This window comes from Brevibacterium yomogidense, from assembly GCF_016107685.1.
Classification (GTDB): Bacteria; Actinomycetota; Actinomycetes; order Actinomycetales; family Brevibacteriaceae; genus Brevibacterium; species Brevibacterium yomogidense.
On record NZ_JABASY010000001.1, the window covers coordinates 1 to 12,260 of the forward strand.

General features: G+C 62.8%; 12 protein-coding genes. 1 reads left to right on the top strand and 11 read right to left on the bottom strand.

The features are described 5' to 3' along the window. Window positions 1-626: 626 nt before the first annotated feature. The 7 genes from JFC09_RS00005 to JFC09_RS00035 form a co-directional block, all read right to left on the bottom strand. Entirely contained in the window at window positions 627-1,829 is a 1,203-nt protein-coding gene (locus tag JFC09_RS00005; RefSeq protein ID WP_198391946.1) for an LppM family (lipo)protein, read from the bottom strand. A gap of 69 nt (window positions 1,830-1,898) precedes the next feature. Then, entirely contained in the window at window positions 1,899-2,522 is a 624-nt protein-coding gene (locus tag JFC09_RS00010) for a TrmH family RNA methyltransferase (protein ID WP_332839590.1), read from the bottom strand. Beyond that, on the bottom strand, window positions 2,519-3,844 hold the full coding sequence (locus JFC09_RS00015) for an ABC transporter permease (RefSeq protein ID WP_198391947.1): 1,326 nt from the start codon (window positions 3,842-3,844) through the stop codon (window positions 2,519-2,521). The genes JFC09_RS00010 and JFC09_RS00015 overlap by 4 nt, the downstream gene beginning before the upstream one ends. Window positions 3,845-3,848: 4 nt before the next feature. Further along, entirely contained in the window at window positions 3,849-4,724 is an 876-nt protein-coding gene (locus JFC09_RS00020) for an ABC transporter ATP-binding protein (RefSeq protein WP_198391948.1), read from the bottom strand. Between the two features lie 263 nt (window positions 4,725-4,987). Beyond that, complete coding sequence (gene pyrE, locus JFC09_RS00025; RefSeq protein WP_198391949.1) at window positions 4,988-5,575, bottom strand: orotate phosphoribosyltransferase; 588 nt, start codon at window positions 5,573-5,575, stop codon at window positions 4,988-4,990. 42 nt (window positions 5,576-5,617) lie between these two features. Further along, entirely contained in the window at window positions 5,618-6,430 is an 813-nt protein-coding gene (locus JFC09_RS00030) for an SDR family NAD(P)-dependent oxidoreductase (RefSeq protein ID WP_198391950.1), read from the bottom strand. An 18-nt stretch (window positions 6,431-6,448) separates the two neighbouring features. Next, complete coding sequence (locus JFC09_RS00035; protein ID WP_198391951.1) at window positions 6,449-7,357, bottom strand: acyl-CoA thioesterase domain-containing protein; 909 nt, start codon at window positions 7,355-7,357, stop codon at window positions 6,449-6,451. 63 nt (window positions 7,358-7,420) lie between these two features. Here JFC09_RS00035 and JFC09_RS00040 point away from each other — a divergent pair, with 63 nt between their 5' ends. Further along, window positions 7,421-8,212: an exodeoxyribonuclease III gene (locus tag JFC09_RS00040; protein WP_198391952.1), complete on the top strand. Its 792-nt coding sequence runs from the start codon at window positions 7,421-7,423 to the stop codon at window positions 8,210-8,212. Here JFC09_RS00040 and JFC09_RS17025 read toward each other — a convergent pair. The 4 genes from JFC09_RS17025 to JFC09_RS00060 form a co-directional block, all read right to left on the bottom strand. Then, window positions 8,200-9,147: an acyltransferase family protein gene (locus tag JFC09_RS17025; protein WP_408610937.1), complete on the bottom strand. Its 948-nt coding sequence runs from the start codon at window positions 9,145-9,147 to the stop codon at window positions 8,200-8,202. The two genes, JFC09_RS00040 and JFC09_RS17025, sit on opposite strands and share 13 nt — an antisense overlap. 197 nt (window positions 9,148-9,344) lie before the next feature. Beyond that, a complete protein-coding gene (locus JFC09_RS00050; protein ID WP_198391954.1) occupies window positions 9,345-10,172 on the bottom strand; it encodes a glycosyltransferase family 25 protein in 828 nt (275 codons plus the stop codon). A gap of 634 nt (window positions 10,173-10,806) precedes the next feature. Continuing rightward, window positions 10,807-11,529 (bottom strand): glycosyltransferase family 2 protein, encoded by a 723-nt coding sequence (locus tag JFC09_RS17030; protein WP_198391955.1) that lies wholly within the window; start codon window positions 11,527-11,529, stop codon window positions 10,807-10,809. A 102-nt stretch (window positions 11,530-11,631) separates the two neighbouring features. Then, on the bottom strand, window positions 11,632-12,162 hold the full coding sequence (locus JFC09_RS00060; protein WP_198391956.1) for a hypothetical protein: 531 nt from the start codon (window positions 12,160-12,162) through the stop codon (window positions 11,632-11,634). Window positions 12,163-12,260: the final 98 nt, after the last annotated feature.

The following is a 12,260-nucleotide window of genomic DNA, read 5'->3' on the forward strand; positions in this document are numbered from 1 at the left end:
ACTGCTAGACACCGGCGGCTTCAGACCACTTCTACACTCTCTTTTACGATGAGCCTCTTTACCTCCAGCTCGGAGGCTTCGACCAGTCTCTACCTGCACTTGGAGAAGACAACGACCTCGCTTTTAGACTTCGCGCTGCAGGCCACCCAGTGCTCGACTCACATGCCATGCGCATCGCGTATCGCACACGAGACTCCGGAAGCATTCGTCGCGTTGTGGCACGGCGCTCTGCATCCGCGCACGTATTACTCTGCACTCGATACGGCGTTCAGAAGTCGTCTGCGTTCGTAGGTGGCGGCAGGCTCCTGAAGTCGACGCTGAAACTCCCGTTCGCTGCGGCCAGGATGGCAGTCGAGCCTTCCGCGCGCGACCTCGAGGGGCTGCGCGCACGCGCGGCCGGGATCCTAGGGTTTTGGATTGGCACGGTGCGATACCGGATCCTGCGTCGCACTCCCCACCCCCGTCTTGGCGTTGGCTTGCAGTGGAACAGCGGACCGGATGACGAGGAACCTGAACTGCTGAGGTGATTAGCCTGACTGGCTATTCAAGGCCCAACCTTCTTGCGCTCTTGCACCATACGTTGGTGATCCGCATGCCTCCAGAGGCCATCTGACTCGTCGATGACATCAAGGGCGCGATCCAGTGTCATCCGGATATTCCGGCGGCTGCGGCATGCGGGGTTCCATCGAACTCTGCCTCGGAGGCGCGAACCTCCGATTGTTTTGCTCGCCGAGTTCCCTCGGCGCACCGGAAGGTGGTTGAGGTCCCGGATGTTGAGGCGCTGGCGGAGGCTGAGAGGTGCCAGTGTGCGGCAGCCCCCTCGAGAGCTCGTTTCGGTATCCGGATCCGGCTGGACCTGCCCCTTTGCACACGTCTGTTGATCGCTGGTTGGACCCCGGCTGAGCATGTCCGTGGTGTGCGTGAGGACCACTTCCATGTGGAGGCCCGTACGGTGAGGCGCCACCTTGGGGATAGGCGCTGTTCGGGTGTTGAAGCGTACCCACATAAGGCGGGCCTGTGCCGCTCGTTGCGGGGTATCCTGGCACGCCTGGTCCCGCGGGAGCATACGCCGTGGTGCGGGCACCCGCGGCAGTGCTCTTCTTGCGCAGAACCAGCACCAGAATGATGACGCCTGCTGCGATGAGCAGGAAGAGAAGCACTCCACCTGCGATGAGGACGACTCCCCAGGGGAAGCTCGATGCGTCTCCAGTGGCGGTGAGAGTGTCACCGTCGTACTCGCGAAGGTTCCACGTCGCCGTCTTCCCATCCGTTTCGGCCCCGTCAGCGGCGATCACGTTTCCTGGGAAGGTGATGGAGACCCGGGCTTCATCGAAAATCGATCGAGCGGACGACGGCATGCCACTCGAACCGAACGGATCGGAGCTGTCCATTCCTGCGGTCAGCGGGTTCGCCATCGTGAAGGAGATCTCACCATCGGTATGCACGACCTCGATGCCCTCGACACCTACATCGTCAAGGCCACTGCCACCGTTCTGAAGCTCTGCGGCCGGTACCCGGTCAAAGTTCACTCCCATTCCGATGTACCCGTCTTCGTCTTCGACGCGATCGACAGTCACACCGTCGGGAAGTTCAGGATCCGCCTGGGCGTCACTGACAGCATCGTCGAGCTCACTCGACGGATTCGATCCCATGTCTTCAAGTGCGATCGGGTCGACGAGGATCTGCATGGTCCCCGTCAGGGTTTCTTCCGCGTCGACGTGGAAGTCGGCGTTGAACTTTACGCACCCACTGAGAACGAAGAGCACGAGCGCGGCGACAGCCGTCGCAACGACAGAACGCGATCGCGTACGCGCGACGGGAGCGGCCATGAAAGGCTCCATTTCGACGAGGTGTACTTCTCGCCTCAATGTATCAGCGGGTGCCGCCGCGCGTCCGAGTCACAGCACCGTCTGCTCGTAGACATGTCGCCTTACCCACGCATGCATGGCAATCGCAGCGGCGGCGGCTGCGTTCATCGACCGAGTAGAACCGAACTGCGCGATCGAGAGTACGGAATCGCACGCAGTGTGGGCTTCTTCGCTCAGTCCAGGGCCTTCCTGCCCGAAGAGAAGGACACACGAACGAGGAAGGTCGTACGTTTCCAGTGGAACCGAATCAGGGAAGTTGTCGATGCCGATGAGCGGCAGGTTGCGCTCTGCTGCCCATCCGACGAGCTCCGCGACGTCAGTGTGATGGTACAGGTGCTGATACCGGTCCGTCACCATCGCGCCCCGACGATTCCACCGCCGCCGTCCGACGATGTGCACGGCTTCCGCGTTGAAAGCGTTCGCCGTCCGCACGACCGACCCGATGTTGAGGTCGTGCTGCCAGTTCTCCACCGCCACGTGGAAGCCGTGACGACGGGTGTCGAGGTCTGCCACGATCGCTTCCATCGACCAATAGCGGTACTGATCGACGACGTTGCGACGATCTCCCTCTGCCAACAGTTGGGAATCCCATTGCGCGCCCGTGGGCAGCGGCCCTTCCCACGGGCCGACGCCCACGGGCTGCGAGTCGGTCACTTCTTGGACCGGGAGCCACCCCGCGCTTTGATCCCCGCCTGACGGCCAGACCGCCCGGCTCCCTGCAGAAGAGTGCGCCGGTACGCCGCAGAGGCGAGCCAGAACACGATGACGCCGACCACCGCAGAGGCGGCTGCAGCGTACACACCCTCCCACCAGTCAGCCTGACCCGCCATGAAACGCATCGGCATGGCGACGGGCGAGGTGAAAGGCACGTACGACAGCCAGAGCATCACCGTGGATTCCGCACGCAGCACCAGCGGTGCCAGCACACCCGCGACGGACAGGAACACAACAGCGCCGTAGCCGACCCGCCGAGCCCTGCGCGAGGCGCTCGTCGCCGCCCACAGATGTGCAGAGACCACGATGAAGACCGTCATCAGAGCGACGAGGGCGAACCAGCCCAATGCCGGCAGCAGACTGACTGCGATGTCGGTGCGCTGTCCGATCGAGAGCCCCACCAGCAGCACGCCCAGTGCGATACCGGTGAACGTCAGCGACAGCAGAGTGAGCCCATATACCCGGCCCCACGCAGAGGACCGCGCGGGGATCGTCGCAGCGATCACCTCGGCCAGCCTGTTCCGCTTCTCCGTCCGCAGGTTCTGGTAGAGGGCCGCCCCCAGTGTGAGTGCGGCAAGGAGCACGACGACGCCCATACCCCAGGCCACGGGGTCACTCACTACGGGCGCGACTGCAGGCGGCTCGAGGTAGTCCACTGGCACAGGCTGATTGAGTGTGTCCAGAATGGCCTGCGGATCCCGGTCGAGTGCGAGGAGGGACGCCGGCTGCATGCCCGTCGGGTCCATGACGTAGACGGCTCCCGCTTCGCCGCTTCGCAGCATGGCCTCACCTGCGGCCTCGTCCTCCACTGAGACGACCGGTAGCCCGATCTGCTGCGAGAACGCATCTGCCTGTTCCTGCTCCACACCCACGACCGCGAGAGTGTCGGGCGCTTCACCGACCCCGTCCCCCGCCTGCTGGAACCCGATGACGAGCGCGGAGATGACGGCAAGTCCCAGCAGCAGCGCTGAGACGTAGAAGAGCGGGCTGCGGGAGACCGTCGACGTCTCCCGGTGTCCGACGAGGTAGGCCGCCTGCGACGGGGTGAGGTCATGGAACTCGCTCACCAGTCCGGTCTTCGGGAGGGTGGACGGGTCCTGCTGCTCTTCGCGCAGTTCCTCCGGAACCTCTTCCCCGTCCTCGATCTCCACGAACTCGTCGGCAAGATCGTCCGGATCCGTGTCCTCTTCGATCGCGCTGCTCAGGATGTCGTCCGTCTCATCGCCGGGAGCGATGTCGTCGTTGCGCTTCTTGTCCACCATCTGCTTACACCGACTCCTTGAACAGGTCTGCGAGGTCCCGGTTGAGAGGACCGAATGCGTGTACGCCCTCGACCGATCTCACGATCGCGGCTGCGGCGTCGTGGTCGGCGGCGGTGAAGGTCACTTCGTTCTCGTTCGCGACAGGCTCTGCAGCTTCATCGATCCGACCCCGTGCCGCTTCCGCCGCAGCGGGGTCGGCGAAACGTGCAGTGAAGTGCTTCTCGTCGCCCTGGAGATCGCCGAATGTTCCGTGCGCGGCGACTCGACCGTGGGACAGGACGACGAGGTCGTCGGCATGCTCCTGCGCCAGTCGCCACTTGTCCGTCGTGAAGAGGACGGGGACGCCGGACTCGGCGTGATCGCGGAGGAGTCCGAAAACCGCGTCGGCGGATTCCGCGTCCAGGCCGTCGAACGGCTCATCCAGTAGAACGACGTCAGGGTCCGCAGCGAGCACAGCCGCGATATCGACGCGTGCCACCTCACTACCCGATAGGTGGCTGAGCTGAGCGTAGGCACGATCCGCCAGGTCCAGTCGTGACAGCAGGGTCACCGCGTTCTTCTCTGCAGCGCCCAGGGTCATCCCGTGCAGCCTGGCGAGGTAGACGATCTGTTCGAGAACCTTCATGCGCGGGTATCCGCCGCGTTCGCTGGGGAGGTAGCCGAAGTTCTGTCGGTCGCCGTAGCCCAACTGGGTGCCTGCGAGTTCGATCGTCCCCTCATCGGCGTCGATGAGGCCCATGATCGTGCGCACCAACTCGGTCTTCCCCGACCCGCGCAGTCCGACGACACCGGTGAGGCGTGCCGCGTCCGCGGTGAACGAGACGTCCTTGAGATAGGTCTTCCGGCCGTGGGAGACCGTCAATCCCTTCACTTCGAGCACTTGATCGTCCTTCTGCGTGTGGGTTGTGCGGGTGGTGGAGCTGAGCGCTCACGTGAGCACGGCACGTGAGCGCCTAGGTCAGTCTGGTGGCCAGCAGGGCGTCGGGCAAACCCGAACACGGCAGATCAGAGGCTTCGCGGCAACCTTCCAGTGCGGGATCAGCACCCGCTCACCAGTGTGAGCCCCCGTCGAGAATACCCCTTGTCGCGGACCGCGGGCCCTCACGAACGGGACGGCTCAAGTTCACGTCCTCTCACACACACTCAGTCGAGTCCGAGGTCGCGGATACTGATAGCAGCCAGATAGGGAACACCCGCTTCAGCTTCCACGCGTTCCTTCGCGCCCGTGTCCCGGTCCACGACGACCACCACAGCGACGACGATCGCGCCGGCCTCCCGCAATGCTTCAACTGCCTCGAGGACCGAACCGCCAGTGGTCGACGTGTCCTCGAGCGCAACGACTCTGCGGCCTTCGACCGACGGGCCTTCGACCCTCCGACCCATTCCATATTGTTTCGCGGCCTTGCGGACGACGAACGCATCGAGCGGCGTGCCGCGAGCAGAAGACCGGTGCATGACCGCAGTCGCTACGGGATCCGCTCCCATGGTGAGACCGCCGATCGCGTCCACTGCTCCGTCGCCGTGCAACAGCCCCTGTTCCCCGAGGAGGTCGAGAACGACCTCGCCGACCAGAGGCGCTGACCTGTGTTCCAAAGTGACGCGGCGGAGATCGAGGTAGTAGTCGGCCTCCAACCCCGATGCCAGAGTCACCCGGCCACGCACCACCGCGAGCTCATCGATCAGGGAAAGTAGGCGCGCACGTGGTTCTGCAGTCTCAGTCATGGTCTCCATCATATTGTGTGGACGACGTTCTCCGGATCGACAGTGCTGAACTCACGATCGTTTGCGTCGTCGTACTCCGAACCCGCCGCTCAAGCTCCTCACGAGCCCCCGTGGCACTACCTGACCGATCGCGTAGATCGCCTTGTAGCGCGTACTCGGAACACTCACCACACGTCCACGTCGTGCGTCTCGCAGCGACTCGGACACGACATGCTCTGCATCCAGCCACAGCCATTCCGGACCGGCCCGCCGTACTCGCATCCGGTCGTGGAACTCAGTCTTGACGAACCCGGGAAGCACCGCGGTCACCGTGACAGGGGTATCGATGAGTTCCGAAGAAAGTGCCTCTGTCACGAGCAGTGCCGCGCTCTTCACCGCGGAGTACACCCCGTACGCACCCAGTGCGGCGAGTGACGACACAGTGACGATGCCGCCCCTCCCCCGGTCGCGCATGTGACGGGCCGCTGCCCGGCTCAGCAGCGTGACCGCCCTGAGCATGACCATGTCGTTCGCGATCAGCTGTTCAGGGTCGGTGTCCATCAGCGACGTCTTGAGACCGAACCCGGCATTGTTCACCAGGACATCGATCCGTTCACGATCAATGACGTCGATGAGGTCGTCGATCCCTTCCTGCGTCGCAAGGTCCACGACCTGCACCTGAACGACAATCCCGTAGTGTCGCTCCAGCTCGTCGGCACAGGCTTCCAACGCTTCACGGCCTCGCGCCGCGAGGACCAGGTCGTAGCCATCTAGTGCGAGCTGCTTCGCGTACTCCCGGCCCAGGCCGGCGCTTGCACCGGTGATGAGTGCTCGAGGTCGGGTCGGGTCAGCGGCGGTATTTCGCCGGGTTGTCGCGGTCTCCATGTGGTCAGTCATCCCGCTTCACACCTGGTCCGCGCGAGTCGACCCGTGCGGCAACCGGACCGTGAGCGATTGGGCGCAGTGTGCCACGGGTCCCCTGGCATCGTGGAACACCGCGTGGGTGATGCCCATGCCGCTGTCGCCGAATCCGACGTCGATGTCCATGCCGGCCCCGCCCGGAACAGGCGACCGGAGGAAGTGGATCGTGAGGTCGACGTTGGGGAAGAAGACCTCCTGGGGATCCTCGCGGACGGCGAACCCGTTCATGGCGTCGCAGTACTTCACGAAGCCGGCGTACGGACCGTCCTCCTCATGCTCGACCAGCGGCACGTCGGTCTCGACCCAGACCTTTCGGCGCCCCGGCCTGCCGTCCGCTGTTTGCGCGCCACGGAGGGAGGCGATATAGCCGCCGGGCCACAGCCCGGAGGGCTCGAGCGGCTGGAGCTCAGTGCTGCCGGGGAACGCCGTCACTTCCGTGCCCGCGACAGTGGACGTGTCGGAGCTGACGAGGCGCCATGCCCGCGCCGTGACGGACGTTCGCGGCAGTCCTGGGCTCACAGTGGTGGCGGCGCCCGAATCTGCGGCCCGCACTTCGGTCCCGGTGTGTGCAGCCCTGTGCACCATGCGTGCTTCGACGAGCTCGATCGTGCGCCCCGGTCGGACGACGTCGACCTCGATGTCGAACTCTCCCGAATGGATGACGCCGAGGATGTCGAAGGTGACGCGTGAGATCAGCTTCTCCGACGGAAGAGCGCGCTCCAGCTCGTGGAGAACCAACGCGGATGCCACGGCCATGTGCTGCTCACCTGCCTGCCACGCGCCCTGTGAGTGGAGGGTGGAGCGGAAGGAACGGTCGCCGGTGCGGACGAAGTACGCGTGCGGAACGGGCTCCCCGTCGGCACCGATGTGATGATTGAGAGCTGCTACCATGGCACCAATCTATCGAGCGTTCAGCAGAACCCAACCTCAGCCCGTTCCGATACGGTTGTGCGCATGCGCATTGTGAACTGGAACGTGAACTCAATCAGGGCGAGGGCAGAGCGGGTCGGGGCATGGTTGGACCGGTCTGACGCGGACGTCCTGGCCATCCAGGAACTCAAGTGCAAGGACACCCAGTTCCCGCGAGAGATCTTCGATGACCGCGGCTATGAGGTGGCATTCCACGGGCTCAACCAATGGAACGGCGTCGCCATCGCGTCTCGCGTCGGGCTGGAGGACGTGGAGATTGGGTTCGACGACATGCCGGGGTTCGGTGAAGATCTGGCTTCTGAAGCCCGCGCGATCTCCGCGGTGACCGGCGGCGTGCGAGTTTATTCCCTCTACGTCCCCAACGGGCGTGAACTCGACCACCCGCACTACACGTACAAGCTGCAGTGGCTGGAAGCACTGCGCGCTGTGGCCGCCGCGCGTCTGGCTGCAGACAAGGACGAGAAGTTCGTCCTTACTGGCGACTTCAACATCGCTCCGTTGGATGAGGACGTCTGGGACATCGACGCCTTCGCCGGCGCCACACACGTGTCGCCGCCGGAGCGCGCTGCGTTCCAGGCACTCCTGGACGCCGGACTCATCGAGACGACCCGCCCTCTTGCGCCCGGCCCCGCCGTCTACACCTATTGGGACTACCAGAAGCTGCGCTTCCCCAAGAAGGAGGGGATGCGCATCGACTTCCAGCTGGCATCACCTGCGCTTGCGCCGACAGCTGCGGCCGCCATGATCGATCGTGAGGAGCGGAAGGGCAAGGGCGCGTCCGACCACGCCCCCGTCATCGTCGACTACGACGTCTGACCACGCAGCTGCTGCGAGGTTGCTGGCCCTGACGCGGTTGCAGGCTTCTCCTTTAAAGAGGGAAGCGTGAAGAGAAAACTGCTCGAGACGCGGGTGAGAAGGAGCGGGACACCATACGCGGCGACGGCGAGAACCGGGAACAGAATCCACCACGGAAGTTCCCCAATGAGAAGCCACGTTGCGCCCACAGCCCCGAAATGAACAATGTAAAAGACCATGGATTCGCGCCCCACGAATTGTAGCGCTCGGATTCGTGGGGCTCGAGGAGCAACCCAGACGATTGCAGCTACCCCCGTAGCAGATGCCAGGAAGGCGACAGGACCTCGCTCGTAAGTCCCCACAGGCGACGCCACCCAGACCCCGAACCCAGCGCTGGCTACGAGCAGAACTGCGGGCACGGGCCAGCGAACGCCTTGCCACCTGCTCGCGAAGACCGAAAGGGCTGCACCCAAGAAGAAGAACGCCCCATACCAAAGAATTCGCCGATATGAGGAAGTTCCGACGAATGGTTCTAGCATGACCATCGGAACAACCCACAGCCACGCGGGAATCCACCGTATGAGCGGACCGACCAGGTAGCACGCCAGCAGCACTGCGAGGAACCAGAGGTGCCACGACCCTCCAATCCAGGTCCAAGGGCTCGCCAGATTAGACACATGCAATAACACGAGGTTAGTGATGAGCGTCCAAAGGACGAACGGCCACAGAATGCCTCTCACCTTGCCCCAATAGTAAAGACGCGATGGCTTTGCGAGCGAACGCGGCAGAAGCATTCCCGAAAGCACGAGCAAGAGTGGCATGCGGAAGGGTTCAAGAACACGCATGAAGTCAACCCACGGTGGTGCGCCTCCACCCAGCACGACTGGGATTCCGAAAATGTGGTGAAGGATCACCAAGAGGACTGCGAGTCCGCGTAGTTCGTCCATCCAGTCCATGCGTGCAGTATCAGGCTTCTGTTGAGTCACGACTCAAGCCTATCCGCCCTACCCATCCCACGCGGCGCAGTGCGGGCAAATACACCGACACGCCAACTGACTGGACCGCCCGAATACACCACCAGCACTGGCGCGGTGACGCCGTTCAGAAGTCGATGAGTGAGCGGCCAAAGACGAGGATACTGTTAGCTGCCAGTTTAGAGCCGATCCGTCTTTCGCCGCCTTTTCGAATCCTTAATTCCAGTAAACCAAGCGACGTCACGCGCGGTCGCTGCCATCACATCACGTGACTTTTTCACCCCATCATCCAGCCGCCGGCCTAAGGACACGGACGGCTGCTCGACCCCCACCGGCGCACCGAAGGTCGGACCACCCCGACGGATGTCGCTTTCACCTTCCCAACTGACCAAGCTTGGACGAAGTACCTTGACGTTGATCCCCATCTCGCGGCGGAAGTGACTGTAATGATCGGCAACCCAGCTGACACGTCCCGGTGTGGAAGCCATGTATTGCCGAGCAGCACCACGACTCACCAGGTATAGCCCGGTGCACCAAACGTTCCCCCAGTTATGACCAACCCTGTAGGCCCGCAGCCCCGTTCGCCCCACTATTCGGGAGAAGAGAGACAGTTGAGTTGGAAAGTCGTTGGCCAGAACTACGAAGCCCACGTTCTCCACTCGCGCCGCAACTGTTGAGATCACCTCGAGCGCACCTGGCGTGAACCGCGCGTCGTCCTCTGCGACGAGCGCGAGGTCACTGTCACGACCACAAGAGTTGGCAAACCGTTTGATTATCTTGAAATGGCTGAGTGCACAACCCATCTCGCCAGGGAGCGGACTTCTGCCGTAGCGATCCTCAAACAGTGCAGAATCGAAAAGCTCCAGCCCCTCCCCCACACGACCGTCGACCGCTCGGAATCGCAGGAAGCACGAAGTGCCCGGCTGGGCAAAAAATCCGTCGATGCGATGGGAATCCTCGAGAGCAACTACATGGGACTCAACGATCCGCGGATGCAATACGGTCATCTTGCCCTTCCAGGCCCTAATTCTCAGTTGACTTCAAGTTGACAGACACCAGGAGCACTTGCTGACCTTCCACTTTCAGCATGCTCATGTGACGGACACGTGTTTCACGACATAGTGTCATGATCCCTCTCAAGATACCGCCCCGCCACTCCAACATCCACACGTAGGGGCGTCCCCCGAATACCCGCTAAAGGCGAGTGCCTCGCACTATTACGTCGACGTCTAGTGAGCTCATGTCTATGGCACCGATGTGGTCCGCTGGAAATAGGCAATCATCGCTCAAAAGCTGAATGCCACGCATCTATGGCGGGACGTTGACGCTCACAATGTCTGGGCGCTTGCCCGCCCGACATGGCTGTCAGGTGCAGACCTGCATCAGCCATGGTCGGCCGGACAACCCGATGTCAACGACGCGACGCCCGGCGCCCATGTGCCGCTGCCTGCGGTTCGCGGAGCGAATCCCTGGCGCTCTAGAACCTCTGCCGGAAAATACGAGATGAGCAAAGAGTCTCAGCGATACCCTACGAGCTGCGCGTCTCTGCCCTCCGCACACAGGCATCCCACCAACTCGGCACGGCCGCTACAATTGATCGCCCAGAGCGGGAGGGCAAAGAAGCGTCCGACCACGCGCCCGTCATCGGCGACTAGGATGTGTGGCGCTTCGCAGACGGTCAAGATACTCGACCGGTCGATGCCACCAGCGTGTGCGGTAAAGCGGCATCAGAATGGGGCGTGCGGCATCAAGCTCGTCTTTCCGCAGCTTTTGAAATTCGGGTGAACCTGAGGTCGTTCCCATCTCTGTATCGAACCTGTACCCGGCTAGCACACCGTTGGGTTTCCGTTGCTGTAAGAATAGCCAATCGTCGCCGCCCCAGATCCGAAGCGCCTTCGGGACCGGCACGTAGTCACGAACTCGCATGCACATGAACGTCCCAAAATTTCCTTTGAAGCTGAAAAAAGGAGCTATTCTGACGCGCCGACGTCCCCGAGGAGATCGATTGAAGCTTCCCTCATCCGGACCGATGACACCAAACCACCCTCGATGCAGAACCTGGTACGCGTGTGTGAGAGCGTCGTCTTCAAAACGGACGTCATCGTTGATCAACGCAAGTAGCTGGCTCGCAGCTTCTCTCGCCCCCAAGTTCCAGGCGGGGTTCACAAAGATATTTCTACCCAAGTTCAAAACCCGCACCTTCGGCAAGTCCCACCTGAGCGGCGGGTCAGTGTTGTTGACCACGATGACTTCGTGCACAAGGGCGTGTTGCGCGCATTGCGTAACGATGTCATCCAGGTCAGGGGATCGCTGAAGGGTCGGAATAACAACGGTGAATCCTGAAAGGTTCCCACGATTCTTCACCCTCTCAATCTACACTGCACTTATGAATGCTGATGCTTGCATGCAGGGCCCACTACACGTCGGTCAGTGCAACAGGGGACGAACATAGAGACTTGGGATCTATTACAACGTATTCGTCGTTGTCGAGTTGTCCACCCGCCACTGCGGACGACGGCTCTCACTGCCCGGGTCGACCACCAGCACCCGCAGCGGCGGCTCCACCGGGAACTCGAACCCACCCGCGCGCGCCTGCTCCGCCGCCCGCAGTCTCTCCTCACGGCCGTGCATCCGCAGCTGGAGGTCGCCGTAGCGGAACGGATTACAGGTGAACACCTTCCAACGCAGCGCCCACGGCAGATACTTCGGACGCTCCGGCCCGTCCGCGATCCGCCCAGTGCCGGCCGGGCCCTCCACATCGATGAGCACGGTCACCCGTCGCTGGTCGTTGTCGTCCTGATGCCTCGCCGGCGACCTCGGCACCGTCGTGACGACCACCGATCGCACGACACCGCGCAACGCACCGCGCCCCGCGACCACACCGGCCCGCCCTGGACGCGAGCGTCGGATCAGCCAGAACACGACTGCGACCACCGCACCGAGGACGACGAGGAACACCACGGCCATGACGACGAAGGCGATGATTCCCAGGCTCATGCCTTCACCCTACGACCCGTTAGCAGACGGAAGGGCCGGGAGGAGAACACTCCCTCCCGGCCCTTCCGTCATGGCGGAGCGGCACTCATGTCACCCCG

Coding starts and splice junctions, on each gene's coding strand:
- JFC09_RS00005 (WP_198391946.1), bottom strand. CDS start 1,829: ATGGCCGCTCCCGTCGCGCGTACGCGATCGCGTTCTGTCGTTGCGACG.
- JFC09_RS00015 (WP_198391947.1), bottom strand. CDS start 3,844: ATGGTGGACAAGAAGCGCAACGACGACATCGCTCCCGGCGATGAGACG.
- pyrE (WP_198391949.1), bottom strand. CDS start 5,575: ATGGAGACCATGACTGAGACTGCAGAACCACGTGCGCGCCTACTTTCC.
- JFC09_RS00030 (WP_198391950.1), bottom strand. CDS start 6,430: ATGGAGACCGCGACAACCCGGCGAAATACCGCCGCTGACCCGACCCGA.
- JFC09_RS00035 (WP_198391951.1), bottom strand. CDS start 7,357: ATGGTAGCAGCTCTCAATCATCACATCGGTGCCGACGGGGAGCCCGTT.
- JFC09_RS00040 (WP_198391952.1), top strand. CDS start 7,421: ATGCGCATTGTGAACTGGAACGTGAACTCAATCAGGGCGAGGGCAGAG.
- JFC09_RS17025 (WP_408610937.1), bottom strand. CDS start 9,147: ATGGACTGGATGGACGAACTACGCGGACTCGCAGTCCTCTTGGTGATC.
- JFC09_RS00050 (WP_198391954.1), bottom strand. CDS start 10,172: ATGACCGTATTGCATCCGCGGATCGTTGAGTCCCATGTAGTTGCTCTC.
- JFC09_RS00060 (WP_198391956.1), bottom strand. CDS start 12,162: ATGAGCCTGGGAATCATCGCCTTCGTCGTCATGGCCGTGGTGTTCCTC.